Annotated in this window: 15 protein-coding genes; 8 read left to right on the forward strand and 7 right to left on the reverse strand. The window is 61.7% G+C overall.

Annotated elements, in window-relative coordinates:
• Positions 1 to 392 precede the first annotated feature (392 nt).
• The 3 genes from APR53_05920 to APR53_05930 all read right to left on the reverse strand — a co-directional run bounded on the left by APR53_05920 (position 393) and on the right by APR53_05930 (position 2,688).
• A complete protein-coding gene (locus tag APR53_05920) occupies positions 393 to 641 on the reverse strand; it encodes a hypothetical protein (GenBank protein KQC03192.1) in 249 nt (82 codons plus the stop codon).
• Entirely contained in the window at positions 638 to 1,060 is a 423-nt protein-coding gene (locus APR53_05925) for an acetyltransferase (protein KQC03193.1), read from the reverse strand. Before APR53_05925 ends, APR53_05920 begins: the two co-directional genes overlap by 4 nt.
• 164 nt (positions 1,061 to 1,224) lie before the next feature.
• Positions 1,225 to 2,688: a sodium:calcium symporter gene (locus APR53_05930; GenBank protein KQC03194.1), complete on the reverse strand. Its 1,464-nt coding sequence runs from the start codon at positions 2,686 to 2,688 to the stop codon at positions 1,225 to 1,227.
• A gap of 277 nt (positions 2,689 to 2,965) precedes the next feature.
• Between APR53_05930 and APR53_05935 the strand changes: the two genes are divergently transcribed.
• Positions 2,966 to 3,304: a cupin gene (locus APR53_05935; protein ID KQC03205.1), complete on the forward strand. Its 339-nt coding sequence runs from the start codon at positions 2,966 to 2,968 to the stop codon at positions 3,302 to 3,304.
• Positions 3,305 to 3,331: 27 nt separating this feature from the next.
• Here the strand turns inward: APR53_05935 and APR53_05940 are convergent, their stop codons facing one another.
• The 3 genes from APR53_05940 to APR53_05950 all read right to left on the reverse strand — a co-directional run bounded on the left by APR53_05940 (position 3,332) and on the right by APR53_05950 (position 6,218).
• The gene (locus APR53_05940; GenBank protein KQC03195.1) at positions 3,332 to 3,973 is read right to left on the reverse strand and encodes an NAD(P)H-quinone oxidoreductase; all 642 of its coding nucleotides are present in this window, start codon (positions 3,971 to 3,973) and stop codon (positions 3,332 to 3,334) included.
• Between the two features lie 34 nt (positions 3,974 to 4,007).
• Positions 4,008 to 5,411, reverse strand: a complete 1,404-nt coding sequence (locus APR53_05945) for an MFS transporter (protein ID KQC03196.1) — start codon at positions 5,409 to 5,411, stop codon at positions 4,008 to 4,010.
• Positions 5,412 to 5,513: 102 nt separating this feature from the next.
• Positions 5,514 to 6,218 carry an ABC transporter substrate-binding protein gene (locus APR53_05950; GenBank protein ID KQC03197.1) on the reverse strand — a complete coding sequence of 235 codons (705 nt, stop codon included), beginning with the start codon at positions 6,216 to 6,218 and terminating at the stop codon, positions 5,514 to 5,516.
• A gap of 173 nt (positions 6,219 to 6,391) precedes the next feature.
• Between APR53_05950 and APR53_05955 the strand changes: the two genes are divergently transcribed.
• From APR53_05955 to APR53_05975, 5 genes are all read left to right on the forward strand, one after another.
• Positions 6,392 to 6,907, forward strand: coding sequence for a hypothetical protein (locus APR53_05955; protein ID KQC03198.1), 516 nt, complete (start codon positions 6,392 to 6,394; stop codon positions 6,905 to 6,907).
• Positions 6,908 to 6,915: 8 nt separating this feature from the next.
• The gene (locus APR53_05960) at positions 6,916 to 8,871 is read left to right on the forward strand and encodes a DNA polymerase I (GenBank protein ID KQC03199.1); all 1,956 of its coding nucleotides are present in this window, start codon (positions 6,916 to 6,918) and stop codon (positions 8,869 to 8,871) included.
• 21 nt (positions 8,872 to 8,892) lie between these two features.
• Positions 8,893 to 10,161 carry a hypothetical protein gene (locus APR53_05965; protein KQC03200.1) on the forward strand — a complete coding sequence of 423 codons (1,269 nt, stop codon included), beginning with the start codon at positions 8,893 to 8,895 and terminating at the stop codon, positions 10,159 to 10,161.
• A gap of 76 nt (positions 10,162 to 10,237) precedes the next feature.
• Positions 10,238 to 12,283, forward strand: coding sequence for a CoA-binding protein (locus APR53_05970; protein KQC03201.1), 2,046 nt, complete (start codon positions 10,238 to 10,240; stop codon positions 12,281 to 12,283).
• The gene (locus APR53_05975; GenBank protein ID KQC03202.1) at positions 12,262 to 13,176 is read left to right on the forward strand and encodes a hypothetical protein; all 915 of its coding nucleotides are present in this window, start codon (positions 12,262 to 12,264) and stop codon (positions 13,174 to 13,176) included. Before APR53_05970 ends, APR53_05975 begins: the two co-directional genes overlap by 22 nt.
• On the opposite strand, the gene APR53_05980 is transcribed toward APR53_05975, so the two are convergent.
• Positions 13,163 to 14,164 carry a PhoU family transcriptional regulator gene (locus APR53_05980; GenBank protein ID KQC03203.1) on the reverse strand — a complete coding sequence of 334 codons (1,002 nt, stop codon included), beginning with the start codon at positions 14,162 to 14,164 and terminating at the stop codon, positions 13,163 to 13,165. The two genes, APR53_05975 and APR53_05980, sit on opposite strands and share 14 nt — an antisense overlap.
• A 136-nt stretch (positions 14,165 to 14,300) precedes the next feature.
• On the opposite strand from APR53_05980, the gene APR53_05985 reads away from it, so the two are divergent.
• Complete coding sequence (locus APR53_05985; protein ID KQC03204.1) at positions 14,301 to 15,167, forward strand: phosphate-binding protein; 867 nt, start codon at positions 14,301 to 14,303, stop codon at positions 15,165 to 15,167.
• A 105-nt stretch (positions 15,168 to 15,272) separates the two neighbouring features.
• On the forward strand, positions 15,273 to 17,231 hold the full coding sequence (locus tag APR53_05990) for a phosphate ABC transporter permease (GenBank protein KQC03206.1): 1,959 nt from the start codon (positions 15,273 to 15,275) through the stop codon (positions 17,229 to 17,231).
• Positions 17,232 to 17,340 lie beyond the last annotated feature (109 nt).

Below are 17,340 nucleotides of genomic sequence, written 5' to 3' on the forward strand. Positions count from 1 at the left end.
TAGAGCGAAAACACGATGTCGCCGGTGGTGGTGATCGGGTTGCCGCTGCTGTCTTTCAGCATCCCCTGATAGGTGATCATCGTCGAGGTCGCTGCTGAAGCGATACCGGCAGTCAGGCTCAAAAGAGCCACGACTGCAAGAATGATTAGGCAAAAATTGTTCGTTTTTGGCATGGTTGATTCCTTCCTGTCACAGTCTGCTGAAGACACGGGCTCCAGCCGGAAGAGCAACCCGGCAATCTTGCGTCGGAGAGAGGCGGCAGCACTAAAACGGGCCCATGCCCTTTTCCCGCCTGCGTGGTGAAGCATCTGAGCTGCCCTGTCTTTCCGCTTAGTGGAAGCGATTATAGAAGTATGCAAAGCAATGGTGCTCGACAATCGTGGAAAAGATAATTATTCAGGGAAATCCCGGCCGAAAAAATAAAAATTGTTTGCCGTATGCCCATCATGGTACAGCCTGATGAAAGTGTCCGGACTCACCGAAGGCAGTATGAACGGGAAGGCGATCCGCCATTCATCAGTGTAACCATACAATACGGCACTATTTTCAATCCTTCCAAATCCGGCCTTTGTCCAATGAGTTTCCAGGCCTTCACGAGATGATGAAAAATCCGTATGGTCCCGGATTTCACGCTGCTTCACGGTGTCCAATGCAGAACAAGCTCTCCTTCGCCAGTATGTTCATCAATTTGTTCTTGTGAAACGACAAAATCTTCTCGCAGGTAAAATTGTACCGCACGAACATTCTTTTTATAGACGTGCAATGACAGTTCAGAGCGGATCTCCTTGACATAATCAAGTAAAGCCTTTCCTATGCCGTTGGACTGACTATGTGCATCAACAAATATTCCGGCAATATGATTTCCCATTAACCCGACAAATCCCTGGATTTTATCGCTCTCCTCGTAAACGAAGAGTGTTGAAGCAGGCAACATCTCTTTCACCATTGCATAATTGCCCTGCCAGTAACTCTGGTTAGTAAAATCGTGAGCCTGTATATTCGTTTCAAGCCATATCTTCATTACTGTGTCTAAATCATCAATTTTAAACCTTCTAATCATATTTACTCGGTGATAAATAATCGGTAATCATTTTTCTCGAATATCCAATCAAATTCTTGGAAACCATATTCCATAGAAATATCAACGATTTGCTCTCCGATATGTTTTTTCGTTTGACATTCTCCACCACTTTCAAAACCCCCCTCCACCTTTCCATCTCCGGTTCAGGAATTTCCTCTCCCCCTCCATGCACGGAGACGCCCGGCCAGCGGACACCGCCCGAACCGGCAGGCCACCATGCTCGCCGCCAGGAGGATGAGGATGATGACGATGATCCCCTCGATCTGCAGCAGCGGCCCGATGAACTCGCTCCCGGGAAGGTTGCGGAGGCCCGGGTAATCGACGCCTGATGCGAGGCGGGCGCCGGTCGTCACAATAAGCACGGCCGGGATGATGTAGGTGCACAGGGGATAGATGATCCGTGCAAGCCCGTTCCCGATTTCCCGGGCGAGCAGGTCCCGTGAGGAGGAAAGAAACCACGTGAAGATGATCGAAAGGAGGATGGCGGCAACCGGGAGGCCCAGCGTCCCCACGGTCTCGTCCAGAAAATCGAGCACGGGTATCCCGTCGAACGTGAGACCTGCCGCACTGTAGGAGAGGGCCGGGGGAAGGCCGGTCACCAGCACGGCGCCGGTGAGCACCGCTGCGGCACGCTTTCGTGACCAGAGGAACGATTCCCGCAGCGCCGCCACCGACATTTCCAGCATGGAGATCGCGGACGTGAGCGCAGCGAAGAAGAGCACGAGGAAAAACGCAGCTGCGATCACCCGGCCGCCGGGCATCACCGCGAAGGCCTTCGGGAGGGTGGTGAAGGCCAGCTCCGCCCCGGCCGCAGGGGCGAGCCCGAACGAGAAGACGATCGGAAAGATGACCATCCCGGAAAGGAGGGCGACCCCCAGGTCGGCGAGCGTGATCACCAGGGATGCAACCGGGATCCCCTGCTTTTGGTCGACATAGGCCCCGTAGGTCAGCAGGATCCCCATCCCCACCGAGAGGGAGAAGAATGCCTGCCCGAAGGCCGCACCCCAGAGGAGGGGGTTGCCGAGGACCGTAACGTCAGGGGTGAAGAGGAAGTCCATCCCCTGCGAGAACCCGGGCAGGGTGGTGCAGTACAGGGCGAGGATGATGAGCGTGCCGATTGAGACGGGGATTAAGAGGGTTGAAATGCGTTCGATTCCTTTTCGGACCCCGCCCGATACCACCATCCCGGCCGCAAGCGCTGTTGCCGCGAACAGGAGAACCGGCAGCCACCCGGCTGAAAAATCGGCAAAGGGGATGCGTTCGCCGGAAAGGGAGAAGAAGAAGTAGCCGAGCGTCCACCCGGCGATGACAAGGTAGTAGGAGAGGATCAGGAAGACAATCCCGCAGATTATCCAGCCGAAGACCCGGAACTGATGACGCACGGACCGGAAGGCGCTGACGATGGTTCCCTGGAAGTGGCGGCCGAGGGCGAGCTCGAAGATCATCAGGGGAAGTGCGCAAAGGAAGACCGCGATCAGGTAGGGAATGAGATATGCTCCGCCGCCGTTCTCGCCCAGCACCGCCGGGAACCGCCAGATGTTGCCGATACCCACCGCCGAGCCGATCACCGCGAGAACAAATCCCGCCCCCGATGACCACCGTTCCATGATGCCGTTTTCCTCCGGAGGTTTGGGTATGTTCTGGTGTAATCCCTGTTAATTCTTTACTCACCCTGCTACGGGTTCGCGTTCTGGCGTCATGTGGCGGACGGTAGTGTCGGGGCCAGCCCGGAGACCCCCGCACGACATCGCCCGGCACAGGATCCGGCCGGGCAACGCCGGAACAGCGGGCGGCCCGCGAAGAAAAACGCATGCGCGAATGCCTCGCGAATTACCGGAAGGGATGATGCGAAAGCATAACTACGAGAACAGACAGGTGGCATTCATGAAGATTGTCGCTCTTGCCGATGTGCCCGTCGGCCCGAACCCCCATCATGTGGATGCACGGAAAGTGTACGATACGGAGTATGCAACCGCCGTGCTCATCACATTGCAGCCGGGCGAGGCCTTAAAAAAGCACATCACGCCGGTCGATGTCTTCTTCTACGTGCTGGAAGGCACGGGGATTATCGAGATCGGCGACGAGCGGGCGACCGTCGGGCCCGATCACCTGGTCGAGAGCCCCGCGACGATCCCGCACCGCTGGATCAACGAGAGCGGTGATGCCTTCCGGGTGCTCGTCGTCAAGGTCCCCCGCCCGACCACCGAGACAAAACTGCTGTGAGACGATGCTACCCGACTGCGGGCCGTGTCAGTGCTGCCCCAGCCGACTGAGCATCTCCTTCCTGCCCGGGGCGAGCTTCCCCGCGAGCAGGGCCACGTACTGCCCCTGCCACCGGGCCCCGGCAAGCTCGTTCTCGGTGGGCCACCGGTCGCCTCCTGCGATGGTCGAGGCCCCGTAGGGCGAACACCCGGTGATCTCGTCACAGCGCGACTGGCCCGTAAAGGCATACGGAAGGCCGGCGAGGACCATGCCGTGGTGAAGCAGCGTTACCTGCGTGGAGAGAATGGTGGATTCCTGCCCGCCGTGCTGCGTCGCCGAGCTCGTGAACACGCTTCCCACCTTTCCCACGAGAGCATTGTCCTGCCAGAGGCCGCCGGTCGCATCGAAGAACTGGCGCATCTGCCCGCACATGTTCCCGAACCGCGTCGGGGTCCCGACGATCACCGCATCGGCGGTGATAAGGTCCTGGCGGGTGCACACCGGCACACGGGCAAACTCCTGTTGAAATGCGGTCGCCCCCATCTTTTCGATGACTTCGGGAGGCAGCGTTTCGGAGACACGCCGGAGCACGGGAGTGGCGCCGCCGTTCCGTACGCCCCCGGCAACGGCCTGTGCGAGTTTGTGTACGTGGCCATAGAGCGAATAATACACGATAAGGACGGCCGTCATTCTCCACCTGAATGAAAAGAGGGAGAGGGAGCACTTAATCCTTCGGATTATCGCCGGATTCCCGGGGCACCCGGATATTTCCCCGCTGAACCGATGCGTACACCCCTCCCGCACAAAGCAGGGCGAAGATGGCAAACGCGATGCGGACGCTGGACACAAAGGGGGCGTAATAGTCCGGCGTAATGGTCACCCTGCCGATCAGTACCGAAAAGGTGAGCATGACAACCCCCATGGAAAACATCATGCCGACCAGCCGCATGCTGGCAACCGTTCCCGACGCGACGCCGTACTGGCGGGGGTGCACCGAAGTCATGACCGCGTTGGTGTTCGGGGAGGAAAAAAGGGCAAATCCCGCTCCCAGCACGATCTGTGCTCCGATGATCCAGGAAAGCTCCGTCTGCTCCGTCAGGAACGCCAGCAGCACGAGCCCGGCGGTGGTCAGCGCCATCCCCGCGGATGCGACGATCCGGGGCTCCAGCCGGTCGGAAAACCTGCCTGCCGCAGGCGAGAGCAGGGTCTGGACGACCGGCTGGGCAATCAGCACGAGCCCCGCCGCCTGTGGATCAAAGCCCTTGATATACTGCAGGTACAGGCTGAGGAGGAATCCGACGGCGAAGGTGGCGCTGTAATTGATGAGGGCCGCCGCATTGGAGTAGGCAAAGGTCCGGTTGTGGGAGAAGAGCGATATCTCGAGCACCGGATACGGAAAGCGCCGCTCCCATGCGACAAACCCTGCGGCGAAGAGGATTCCGAGCAGGACGAGCCCGATGCCGGTGCCCGACGGGAGGGTGGAGAAGCCGTACATCAGGCAGAAGAGCATGCAGGCGACGATGATCGAACCGATGACGTCAAAACGCTCGCCGTCGCCGCTCTTCCGGTCCGAACCGAGCCGGGTGAGGGCGACCGCGATGATGACGAGCCCGAGCGGCACGTTGAAATAGAACACGCTCCGCCACCCGAACTGCTGCGTGAGCACTCCCCCGAGGATCGGCCCGAGCGAGAGTCCCAGATAGACCGCGGCGACGTTATACCCGATCGCCCATCCCCGCTCCTCCTTCGGAAAGGCGGAGGTAATCAGCGCCACACCCGTGCCGTAAATCATCGCGGCGCCGACGCCCTGCACGATGCGTGCGGCAACCAGCACCTCCACGCTCATCGCAATTCCGGAAAAAAAGGATCCGACGGTGTAGACCACGATGCCGGCAGAAAAAATCAGGGTCCGGCCGTACATATCGGCGAGACGGCCGAAGGGGACGATGCAGATTGCGGTGGCCAGAAGGTATGCCGTCGGCACCCAGGTGAGCAGCACCGCGTCCGCACCCAGTTCGGCACCGATTGCCGGCAGTGCGATGTTGATGGACGATCCCATGAACGGCGTGAGAAATGAGGCGAGAGATGCGACAAGGAGGATTGTTTTCTTGCCCGCGCCGTCCGGCATGACAGAACTGTAGCATCCTGTCGGTGATTAAGATGCTGTTTTTCCGTGCGTTCAACGGGATGCCAAAAAGAATGACCGGGATTCGCTTCCCAACAATCCGTGTCAGTCCCGCTTCACGGCCTGATAGGTGCTCCCCGTCTCCCTGACGAAAAGGACGATCCTGCCATTCACAGGGCAGGGCTTGACAGATTTGCCTTCCGGGGAAGAGATGAATCCCTCTTTGACAGATTTTCCGTCGAGTGTCCAGATTTCATCGATGCCGGCGGCGAAGAGTTCTTCAGCGGTGCAGGTGCCTCTGCAGGCGCGGATGGTCCCTGCCATCAGGAACCTGCCGTCGTTTCCCGCCCGTGCGAGGCCGAGGCCCGCCATGGCGCCGATGACCCCGTCTTCCGTTCCCCCGAGCCCTTCAAGACGGATATCACAGTTTTTTGCCAGATCTCTGGCGTGCTGCCGGGTCAGTATGGTCTGCTTCGCATCCCTGCCGAACGCAACAACCGCAGGGCCGAGTTTGTCCAGCGGCGCGACGGCAATCCCGGGATCGCTTCCCTCGATAAAATCATCCATCATCATCGACCGTGCGAAACTGAAAATATCCGCCTCCGCACCGGCGGCGGATGTTTCGATATGGATGACCGCACAACTGTTGTGCGACGTGAAGGGGATGTCCGGGTGGACATAGAGCTGGTGGCGCGTCACCCCGCTGATCGGGTAATGGTCCGCAAGCGCTGATGCAATCGAACGCGCCAGCCTTCCGGTTCCGCGTGACTGCAGATTGTCGGTGTCATCGATACTCAGCAGGAATGTCATTCTACTACCTGTACGTAGGGTGTTTGTCGCTCTCGTATCATAAATGTGCTTAATAGCTTTTTTTGTACAGTAAAAGTGATTGACCTCTCTTCCTCATCGCCCGTGGGTATGGCGGTCATTTTCACCCCCCGCCTTCACCGCCTTTTTGCACTGCCTCCGCCCACCCGGTGGGTATGTTCGAGCTGGCCCCGTCGTTCTTCGTTCCCGGGGGAACCTTCTCCCTGCTCATCGCGCCGGATGCGATGCTGCTCGACGCGGTTGAGCGGCAGCTGCGGCGGCGCGAACGGCTCTGGGTGCTGTATGTCTGCGGGAACTACTCGCGGTTTCTCAGCCGCATCGACCGGCAGTGCCCCGACTTCGGGATCCGGCGGGCGTTCACCGTGCACCAGCTCCTGACCATTCTCGGGGAGGCGGACGAACACCTCGTCATCATCGAGCACGACGCCACCCTGTATGACGACGCCCCCGATCTCGCCGGGCAGGTCGCGCATGCGTGCATCGATCTCGCACAGGCTGCGACGGTGATCGTGCTCGCCCGCACCCTCGATCCCGTGCTCCGGACGATGTCGGCACGGGCCGCCCGGGTGGTGTATGTCCGCCCCCCCGATCCCGGGACACCCCCGGCGATGCGGCACCGGCATGCCGGGCCGCAGGGGGCCGGCACCCAGACGACGCTGGAAGGATTCTGAGGTGCACGATGGCGGAATCATGGATATTCGACGTCACCGGTGGTGACTGCGTGGACCTCTGGAGCCGGGAGGGGGGCCGTGTCCGGCACAGGCGCGAGGAATGCCCGCCGTCCTTCTGCCTCTCCCTCCCCGATCCGGATTTGCACTGGGAGATGCTCGCGGAGCTCGGCGACCGGTACGGTGCCGCGGAGTGCACGTTCGAGACCCTTTACGGCCCGGTGGACGGGTACCGTGTCGCGGCGGACAGAAAGGTCGCCGAGGCGATCGAGCGGCAGACGCGGGGGCAGGTCTCGCTCTACAACGTCGACGTGCGGACGGAGCAGCGGTACTTCGCACGGCGGGGTCTCTTTCCCTGTGCCCGGGAGGGCGAATCCCGGTTCTCCCCCGATATCGACAGTCCCTGTGCGGTGACGGAGATCCGCCTGCCGGGGATGCCGTACCGCGATCCGGCCGTCACCGCCGCGAGCGTGGACGGCAGAACCCTGTCCGGAAGCGAACGGACGGTTCTCGCGGACCTCTTCTCCCTCGTGGAGGCGACGGACCCGGACGTGATCCTCGTTCCCCACGCGGATGCGTGGATGCAGGTAATCGCGAAGAAGGCGTCCGGGTACGGCCTTGAGATGCCCTTTTCCCGGAGCGAAAGGTACCGGCGCCTCGGTTCACGGTCCTACTGGAGCTACGGGCGCCGGGAGTTCCGCGAGGCGGCGCTCATCCCCGAGGGGCGCATCCTCATCGACACGGAGGAGAGTTTCGTCTACCGGGAAGGCGGACTTGCCGGCGTCTGCACGGCGGCACGCCTCACCGGCCTCTCGCCGAACCTTACCTCGCGGTTCACGCCCGGAACGCTTGTTTCCTCCTACGAGATCTACGAAGCGGTGCGGCGCGGCATCGCGGTCCCGTTCCGGAAGAGCGATCCCGAGCGGGTCCGCCGGTGCGGTTCGCTCCGGGCGGCGGATCGCGGCGGGATGATGTTTCAGCCCGAACCCGGGGTGTACGGCAGGACGTCGCAGCTTGATTTCACCTCGCTCTACCCGTCTGTCATCGTGCGGTACAACCTCTCCCCCGAGACCATCCGGGATCCGGAACGGCGCGGTTTTCTTGCGGAAGCGCTTGGGCCGCTGCTCGATCTCCGGATTTCGACGAAGCGCCTGAAGAAAGGCGACCCCGCGTATGCCGGGATCGACAGCGTGCTGAAATGGATGCTGGTGACCTGCTTCGGGTATACCGGGTATAAAAACGCAAAGTTCGGGAGCATCGAGATGCACGAGCGCATCACCGGGATATCGCGTGACATCCTGCTTTCCGCGAAAGAGGCCGCGGAGGATATGGGGTTTTCGGTGCTCCACGGCATCGTCGACTGCCTCTGGGTGCAGGGGGAGGGCGTCCGGGCCCTTCAGGAGCGCATCGAGCGCGAATCGGGACTGCCGCTCGAGCGCGAGGACTACACCTGGCTCGTGTTTCTCCCGCAGGCGGACGGCAGCGGCGCCTACAACCGCTACTTCGGGAGGCTTTCCGACGGCACCGTCAAAGTCCGGGGGATCGCCGCCCGCAGGCGCGACGCACCCCCGTATATCGTCGCCATGCAGCGCGACCTCCTTGCGGTGACGGGGGAGGCGGAGACGCCCGCGGAGCTCTCCCTCTGCGAGGAGCGGGTGCGTGCCGTGTACCGCCGGTACCGCGACGGGCTTTCCGGTGCCGATCCCGCCGATCTCGCGATACGCCGGCGCATCAGCCGCACCGACTACCGCCGGGCATGTCTCGAGGCGGCTGCTGTCCGGGCATTCCGGGATCACGGCGTGCCGCCTGTCCCGGGAATGGAGATCGCCTACGTGGTGCGCGATGCGTCGCGGCTGGTGGCGGACCCCGCATGGGATGCGGGTTCCTTCGACCTGTCCTATTACCGGGGCCTTCTGGACCGTGCATGGGAGGAGATCGCGTACGCCTTCCGCCCGCCCTTTCGATGAGGCTAAAGGGCATCACCGCCAATGCACTGCTACGTGAGCGACGAGTATGCCATCCGGCTGGAGCCCGGCTATGCGGCGTGGCGGCTGCGGGATACGATCGGGCAGGTGGCTGCGGTCTATGGCGTCGCACCCGCCCCGGAGGATGGCGCCATTCCGGTCGTTGCCGGGCTGCTCCTCGCACCGGGCAGCACGGAGGAGGATCTCTGCTCCGCGGTTGCCGGCGCCTGCGGGACGCACCGGTGGCTCTCCGTCGTGCTGGAGGGGTGGGTCCGGGACCGGTCGCCGGGCGGCACGACGCTCGGGATCGGGGTGTCGTTCGCCGGGGAGTCGGAACGGTTTCTGCGGGATCTGCGGGCGGCGCTCGATACGGTTGCGTCCGGCGCTCCGGCCGGGCCCGTCGCCGTCCCTGTCGCACGCGTTCCGGACACGGGGCTCATGCGGGAGATCTGGGCGGGGCTCGGGGAGCGTCCGGGCCTGTTCGAGCGCCTGCTCTCTGCGCTGCTCCCCCGCAGGATTGCCCGGCCCCGGCATATCCGCCCCGTGCTCCTGCCGGTCGACATCTGCCGGGTTGCCCTCCTGCGGGACGGTGCGGTGATCCGGACCTTCGACCTGCCGACGGCCTCCTGGCTCTCGCCCGCCGAAGCGGACGACCGCCTGCGGTGGCAGGCAACCCTGCAGACGTACCGCCGCGAGCGGGGCCTCGAACTCACGGCACCCGCCCATGCCTCCGGCCATCAGGTATTCGTGATCAGCGATCTCCACCTCGGCCACGCAAACATCATCCACTACTGCGCCCGGCCGTTCTGTTTTTCCGATACCGACGAAATGGACGCCGTTCTGGCGAACAACTGGACGGCGACCGTGAAGCCCGCGGACCGGGTGTTTTTCGTGGGCGACCTGAGCTACAACCGCCGGGGTGCACCGGTGCGGGACCAGAAAAAACTGCTTTCCGGGCGGGTGACCTTTATTCGCGGGAATCATGACGCCGGCATCGGGGATGCCGTCGATTCTCTCCGCCTGACGTACGGGGGCGTCGATTTCCTGCTGGTCCATGATCCGAAAAAAGCGCCCGATACGTTTGCCGGGTGGACGGTGCACGGGCATACCCACAACAACCGGCTGAAAACGCACCCGTTCTTCGACCCGCACACCCGGCGCATCAACGTCAGTGCCGAAGTCGTCGGCTACCGCCCGGTCTCCCTCGCCCTGCTGGCGGAGATGATCCGCCGGGCGGAGACGACGGGGAACCGCACGCCCGTCATCGTGCGGGATGCGTGCCCCCCGGTGTAACTGTTATATGGTCGGGTGTCGTTGTGTTGTTTCAGACGGGGAGTTTATCGGCGGTGTTTTCGTGCAGGAACAAAGAATGCTGACAGAACCGGAAGGATATGCCCTGCTCGGGCGGTATGGCATTCCGGTACCCCCGCACCGGGTTGTCACCGGCGAAGCGGATGCGGTGTCAGCCGCAGCGGCGGTCGGGTATCCGGTGGTCATCAAGGTCGTCTCCCCCGATATCGTGCATAAGAGCGATGCCGGCGGTGTCGTGACCGGTATCGGCGACGAAAAAACCCTCAGGGAGGCATATGCCGGCATGATGGACCGGATAGCGGCCGCAGCGCCGGATGCTCTCGTGCAGGGCGTTATCGTCGAGCGGCACATGCCTCCGGGACTGGAACTGATTGTCGGGGGGAAGATCGATCCGGCATTCGGCAAGGTGCTGACGTTCGGGCTCGGCGGAACGCTCGTGGAGCTTGTCCGCGACGTGGCCATCCGGGTTCTTCCGCTCGAAGACGGCGACTATGCGGACATGGTGCAGAGCATCCGCGGCTATCCGCTGATCGCCGGATTCCGCGGTGAAGCGCCCCGCGATGAGGCGGCCCTGCTCGATATGCTCTCCCGGATTGCGGAGATGTTCCTCGAACGTGACGATCTGGTCGAATTCGACATCAATCCCCTCGTGCTGTACGAATCGGGGGGATGTGCGGTCGATGCACGGTTCATCACCGGGCCGTGCGGCGACGCGGCATGCGGGGCCGGAACAAAACGGGAAACCGATACGTCGGTCTTTTACCCCTCGTCGATCGCCCTTGTCGGGGCGTCCACCAACCCGAACAAGATCGGGTACGCCGTGTTTCGAAACCTTCTTTCCTTTGACGGCACCGTCTACCCGGTCAACCCGCACGCAGCAACGCTGCTCGGGAGAACGGTCTATCCGTCGCTTGCCGATCTGCCCGAAAAGGTGGATATGGTCGTGATCGCCGTGCCGGCCGCGCTGGTTCCCGGGGTGATCGAGGAGGCCGGCCGGGCGGGCGTGCGCCTTGCGGTCATCATCACCGCCGGATTCAGGGAGACCGGCGGTGAGGGTGCGGTGCTGGAGGCGCAGATCATGGACAACGCCCGCAGGTACGGTGTCCGGGTCATCGGCCCGAACTGCCTCGGCATCATGCTGCCGCACCGCGGGCTGAACGCGACCTTCGATCCCTCGGCGCCCCGTCCCGGCCCCATCGCGTTCATATCCCAGAGCGGCGCCGTCATCACGACGGTCGTCGACTGGAGCCTCGCCGAGGACATCGGCATTTCTGCGGTTATCAGCGTGGGAAACCAGGCGGATCTCGAATTCGAGGACTTTCTGCAGTTTGCAGAGGAGGATCCCGACACCAAAGCGATCATCCTCTACGTGGAGGAGATCAAGAACGGCAGGCAGTTCCTCTCCTTCGCCCGCGCCCTCTCCGGGAGAAAGCCGATCGTCGCCATCAAGTCGGGTTCATCGGCACGGGGGCGGAAGGCCGCGTCATCCCATACCGGATCGCTCGCCGGTTCGTACGAGGTGTACCAGGCGGCGTTCCGGCAGGCAGGCGTGATTTCCGCACATTCGCTCAGGGATGCCTTTGAAGTCGCGGGACTGCTCGCCTCGGAGGGGTATCCCCGGGGATCGCGTGCGGTGATCATCACCAGTGCCGGCGGATTTGCCGTGCTGTCATCCGATTATGCGGAAGAAAACGGGATCGAGTGCATCACCTTTTCGGATGCGATGATTGCCGAATTCGACGCCGTTCTGCCGCCGGGGTGGAGCCGGGGCAATCCGCTGGATATGGTCGGTGATGCCGGCGTCGACCGGTACGCCCGTATCTTCGACATCCTGATCCGGCACCAGGACAGGTGGGATGTCTGTTTTGTCATCTCGGTTCCGTCCGTGACGATCGATGCCGCCCATCTTGCGCAGGAGATTGTCCGGTTTTCGAAAAACACGCACAAGGTGATTGTCGGGTGCCTTCTCGGGGGGGAGGGCATGCGGGTGGGCATCAGAATCCTGCGCACCGCCCATATCCCCAATTTTTCCGAGCTGGAAGATGCGTTCCGGGCGGTCGGAACCGCCCTTGACCGGAAATCATGGGATGCGCCGCAGGGGTAGGCCTCCCCGCTCCCGCTTTTCACAACATTTATCTGTCGGTTTCCCAGACAGAGAGCAGCATGAGCGTTTCTGATCCGCAGGAGGCGTCCGCCGTCTGGGACCGCCGGGGAGACCGCCATTTTGCCGCACGACGGTATGCCGATGCCATCGCCGCCTATGATCGGGCACTGGCAAAGAATCCCCGGTGCCTGCCCGCCCTGAACAAAAAAGGGAACGCCCTGTCGGAACTGGGTCGCCATGACGAAGCGCTCGAGGCATATGATGCGGTGCTTGCCGCGGGGCCTGCGGATCCCCTGCTTGCCGATTGCGCCCTAAAAAACAAGATCCGCACCCTCGTTCTCTTACACCGGGATGACGACGCAATCCGTGCCTGCAGGGCGGCGCTCGAGGACGATCCGGAGAACGCCATGGTGCTGGCCCTGCTCGGAAACCTGTTCGCCGCGAACGGCCGCTCCCGCGAAGCGCTGGAAGCGTATGACCGCGCCGTCGCCGCCGCCCCCGGCTGGGCGGCCCTCCGTGTCAACCGCGGATCCCTGCTGCTCGGGCTCGGGCGCTTCGCGGAAGCGGCGGAGGAGTTCGGCGCGGCGGTCAGCCATGACCCGACGCTCGTCTCCTTCGCGTGCAACATGGCAACCGTGCTTGCCGATCAGGGCGAGGTCACGGCGGCACTGTCACTCTATGATCATATCCTCCGGGTGGTGCCCGATCACGTCATGACGCTCAACAACAAGGGCTGCACTCTCCGGGATATGAAGAGGTACCGCGAAGGGCTTGCCGCGTTTGACGCAGCTCTGGTCATCGATCCGGAGAACATCCTCGTCATCTCGAACCGTTCGGTCCTGCTCCTCCGGAATAGCGAAGAGGAGTCCGGAGACCCCGTCATTCCCCGATGACGAAGTTCATCACGTTTTCGCAGATATCGGCGGAATATTCCCCGACGCGCCGGATGCTGTCGGCAATGTGGACGATGGGAATGGCGACTTCCGGCTCGCAGGAAAGAGCGCTCGTGCTGATCGCATTGCATACGGATTCAAAGGCCCCGAGCAGGGTGATGGTATCGTTTGCGGCGGGTATGTCCCCCTCAAAGAAGACGTTCATACTGCGCCGGAAGAGATCCAGCGAAGCGCTGTTTGTGGTGCTGATCTCACGGACAAACGAGGGATCAATCGAATTTCCGGTAAGAAGTTCGGTGTTTCGGGCAATACGGGTGGCATGGTCCCCGATACGCTCGATAATCCGGCTGACCATAAAATAATGCTGGGCCTGCCGGATTGTGATTCCCATACGCCGTGCCAGATTGGGATCCGTCACGAGCAGGTTGTTCTGCCGTGCAATCAGCCAGTGGAGGCGGTCGACTTCGGTATCGCGCGAGATCACGCTGTCGGCAAGCCCGGTGTCGTGCGTCTCCAGTGCGCCCGCCGCATCTTCCTGCATCCCCCGGACGATGACCGACATGCGGCGGATAGTGCTTTCAAACGGCATCTCTGCCGGATTGAGGAGGTCTTTTATCACAATCGCCGTTTCCGTCTCCTCCACGACCTCCTGGCCGATGGCCATGTTGGTAAAATCCCGGACCAGCAGCACGGCAAACGGGGGGAGCCGGGCGCGGGCCCGGATGCGTATCGTCGTGTAGCCGGCGATATAGGCGCTGATGAGGTTTCTGAGCAGAAACGTCTCATCGGTCGAGGAGCTGATCTCGAAGTCCTTCATACGGGAGACCGGTTCGCTGCTGATATTCGGCGTGATGAGCAGCGTTCCGTCGGCCTGGGTGAAAACGCCCACGGGATCGTTCTTTTTGATTTTTGACGTGATTACCCATTCCTTCGGGAGGGAAACGATATAGGACGATCCGCCGCTGATCTGCACTTTCCTGATATCCATCACCAGTATTTGGCTGTACAACTATATAGAACATATGTAAGTATATTCAACTATATAAAATAAAGTCGTTATATATAATCAGTCGGTGAAGATTATATCCGGTGCATGAAAAGTGATCTGTGGTGATCTCTCAGCCATGAAACGATTCCACACGATCGGGCTCACCGCCGGGGTGGCCCTCTGTATTCTCTGTGCAACATTCCTGGGGGGGTGCGTCGGCGGCGATGCCGGAGACGCCACCCCCGTGCCGACCGCAGCCGCACGGCTCAGTGTGACCGGATCCACGACCGTGCTCCCCATCGCCGAAAAGGCGGCGGAAGCATTCATGGACGCAAATCCCGCTGCCGACATCCAGGTGAGTGGCGGCGGTTCCAGCGTCGGCGTGCAGGCGGTGGGTGAGGGCACTGCCGATATCGGCATGTCGTCCCGCGACCTCAAGGACGCCGAGAAGGAAAAGTACCCCGGTCTGGTGCAGCATGTGGTTGCCCGGGACGGCATCGCCATGATCGTCAATCCCGGAAACACCGTGGAGAGCCTGACGGTCGAACAGGTGCGCCGGATCTACACCGGCGAGATTACGAACTGGAACGAGGTCGGCGGCAGTGACGCCGAGATCGTCGTGGTGGGCCGTGACAGTGCGTCGGGCACCCGGGGATCCTTCGAGGAGCTCGTGATGGACAAGCAGGAGTGTGTCGCGACCATGCTCGAGAAGAACTCCAACGGTGCGGTCCAGCAGACCATTACCGGCACACCCGGAGCGATCGGCTACGTCGGTCTCGGCTATGTTGACGGGACGGTGAAGGGCGTTTCGATCGATGTCGACGGCACGCTCGTCGATCCGACGGTGGGAAACGTCATCGCCGGAACCTATCCGATCTCCCGTGACCTGATGATGTTCACCGACGGCGAGGCAACCGGGATTGCCGCATCCTTTATCACCTTTATCCGGAGTGAGGAAGGCCGTCGGATTGTTGCCGATGAGGGCTTCGTGCCCCTCGCATGAATAACCTGCAGAATCCGGATGTACCACTCCGTGGTGCGCCACACGGGCTGCAGGGGGTCACACCCCTGCAGGCCATTTTCACCGTACCCCAGTATGTTCGATCAAATGCCTGATTGTCAAAAAAAAGAGCCATTGAACGTGCTTTTACCCCGTTCGGGGAAAGGTGCGGGTCTCAGGGAGGCCCTTATCAGGGGATTGTGGTTTCTCACCGCCATATGTGCGGTCGTTACCGTCTTCTTCATCCTGTATTTCCTCGCGAGAGATGCCTGGCCGATTTTCGAATCGGCAGGCCCCGGAGCATTCCTCCTCGGGGACGTCTGGAAACCGACCGGATCGCCTTCCCTCTACGGGACGTTCTCTCTCATCGCCGGCACGGTGCTGGTGACCGCAGGCGCCATGCTCTTCGCCACGCCGCTGGGCATCGGAAGCGCTCTCTATATCTCCGAACTGGCACCGCCCCGGGTCAAAGCAGTGGTCAAACCCGCAATCGAACTTCTCGCGGGGATTCCCTCCGTGGTCTTTGGTTTTTTCGGCCTGATCGTGCTGACAAACTGGATCAGGATCGGGTTTGATGTTCCGAGCGGCGAGTGCTGGCTTGCCGGATCCCTCCTCCTCGGCGTGATGGCGCTTCCGACCATCATCAGCGTTTCGGAGGATGCGATCCGTGCGGTGCCCCGCGAATTCAGGGAAGGCTCGCTGGCGGTCGGGGCGACCCACTGGCAGACAATACACCGTGTGATTGCGCCGTCCGCCCTGTCCGGCATCACCGCCGCCCTCATCCTCGGCATGGGCCGGGCTATCGGGGAGACGATGGCGGTGATGATGGTCACCGGCAATGCGGCTCTTATTCCCGACCCGATCACAAACATACTCTCGCCGGTGAGGACGCTCACCGGGACGCTCGGCATCGAGATGGGCGAGGTTGCCGTGGGGAGTCCGCATTATCATGCGCTGTTCGGGGTTGCGGTGGTGCTGCTCGTCATCACCCTCATCGTCAATGTCGGTGCGATGCTCATCATGGAGCGGCTGCGGGAGGAGAATGCGGCATCGGTGCGGCCGCGCCGCCGCATCCTCTCTCCCGACACTGCCGACCGGCTCAGGCGTCCGGCGGGTCTTTTTGCGGTGGCGCTTCTGGCCGTTCTCCTTGTGCCGTCCGCCGGGCCTCTTGCGGCGCTGGCACTCATCGGCGTAGCGGGGGCAGCGTATGTCGTGAAAGAGCGGATATCGCCGCAGCATTCCCAGCGGATTGCATTCGGACTGATCGGCCTTTCGATTATCACCGTGCTCAGCATCCTCGGCATCATTCTCTTCGATATCGTTGCACACGGCATTCCGGCGCTCTCCTGGGAGTTTCTCACGCAGCCGCCCCGGAACCTGGGACGCGAAGGGGGTATCTTCCCCGCGATCGTCGGGACGCTGTATCTCGTGACGGGTGCGATCCTGTTCGCCCTCCCCATCGGCATGGGTGCCGCACTGTACCTGACCGAGTACACGAAGGAAGGACATCTCACAAAGATCATCCGCTCCGGTGTCGATCTCCTGAACGGTACGCCCTCCATCGTATTCGGCCTGTTCGGGTTTGCCTTCCTGGTGCTCTTTCTGGGCTTCGGCGTATCCCTTCTTGCCGGCGTGATCACGCTGGGGCTGATGGTGCTTCCGACGATTATCCGCACCACGGAGGAGGCTCTCAGAAGTGTTCCCCCGTCACTCCGCGAAGGGAGCTTCGCGCTCGGAGCGACAAAATGGCAGACGATACGGCGTGTGGTTCTTCCTCCCGCCGTACCGGGCATCCTGACCGGCACCATCCTTTCTATCGGGAGAGCGGCGGGAGAGACCGCACCGATTCTCTTTACGGCTGTCGTCTTCTCACGGCGCTTTTTACCGGAATCCCTGTCGGATCCGGTCATGGCCCTTCCCTACCACCTGTTCATCCTCTCGACGAACGTCCCCGGTGCCGGGCAAAACCAGTATGGGACGGCACTGGTCCTCCTGCTCCTTGTAATCGGAGTATATCTTGTTGCGATAGTCATACGAATGCACTACCAGAAAACAGTACAATGGTGAAAAACATGCGGGAAAACGGCGCAATTATCGACACTCGCGGCCTGAATCTCTATTATGGGGACAAACAGGCCCTGATTGACGTATCCATCGATATCAGGCCGAATAAGGT

Source organism: Methanoculleus sp. SDB, assembly GCA_001412355.1.
Taxonomy (GTDB): domain Archaea; phylum Halobacteriota; class Methanomicrobia; order Methanomicrobiales; family Methanomicrobiaceae; genus LKUD01.

What these genes read in the sequence shown, in the direction of transcription:
- APR53_05925 (KQC03193.1), bottom strand. Translation starts at nt 1,060, where the DNA reads ATGATTAGAAGGTTTAAAATTGATGATTTAGACACAGTAATGAAGATA.
- APR53_05930 (KQC03194.1), bottom strand. Translation starts at nt 2,688, where the DNA reads ATGGAACGGTGGTCATCGGGGGCGGGATTTGTTCTCGCGGTGATCGGC.
- APR53_05935 (KQC03205.1), top strand. Translation starts at nt 2,966, where the DNA reads ATGAAGATTGTCGCTCTTGCCGATGTGCCCGTCGGCCCGAACCCCCAT.
- APR53_05940 (KQC03195.1), bottom strand. Translation starts at nt 3,973, where the DNA reads ATGACGGCCGTCCTTATCGTGTATTATTCGCTCTATGGCCACGTACAC.
- APR53_05945 (KQC03196.1), bottom strand. Translation starts at nt 5,411, where the DNA reads ATGCCGGACGGCGCGGGCAAGAAAACAATCCTCCTTGTCGCATCTCTC.
- APR53_05950 (KQC03197.1), bottom strand. Translation starts at nt 6,218, where the DNA reads ATGACATTCCTGCTGAGTATCGATGACACCGACAATCTGCAGTCACGC.
- APR53_05955 (KQC03198.1), top strand. Translation starts at nt 6,392, where the DNA reads ATGTTCGAGCTGGCCCCGTCGTTCTTCGTTCCCGGGGGAACCTTCTCC.
- APR53_05960 (KQC03199.1), top strand. Translation starts at nt 6,916, where the DNA reads ATGGCGGAATCATGGATATTCGACGTCACCGGTGGTGACTGCGTGGAC.
- APR53_05965 (KQC03200.1), top strand. Translation starts at nt 8,893, where the DNA reads ATGCACTGCTACGTGAGCGACGAGTATGCCATCCGGCTGGAGCCCGGC.
- APR53_05970 (KQC03201.1), top strand. Translation starts at nt 10,238, where the DNA reads ATGCTGACAGAACCGGAAGGATATGCCCTGCTCGGGCGGTATGGCATT.
- APR53_05975 (KQC03202.1), top strand. Translation starts at nt 12,262, where the DNA reads ATGGGATGCGCCGCAGGGGTAGGCCTCCCCGCTCCCGCTTTTCACAAC.
- APR53_05980 (KQC03203.1), bottom strand. Translation starts at nt 14,164, where the DNA reads ATGGATATCAGGAAAGTGCAGATCAGCGGCGGATCGTCCTATATCGTT.
- APR53_05985 (KQC03204.1), top strand. Translation starts at nt 14,301, where the DNA reads ATGAAACGATTCCACACGATCGGGCTCACCGCCGGGGTGGCCCTCTGT.
- APR53_05990 (KQC03206.1), top strand. Translation starts at nt 15,273, where the DNA reads ATGCCTGATTGTCAAAAAAAAGAGCCATTGAACGTGCTTTTACCCCGT.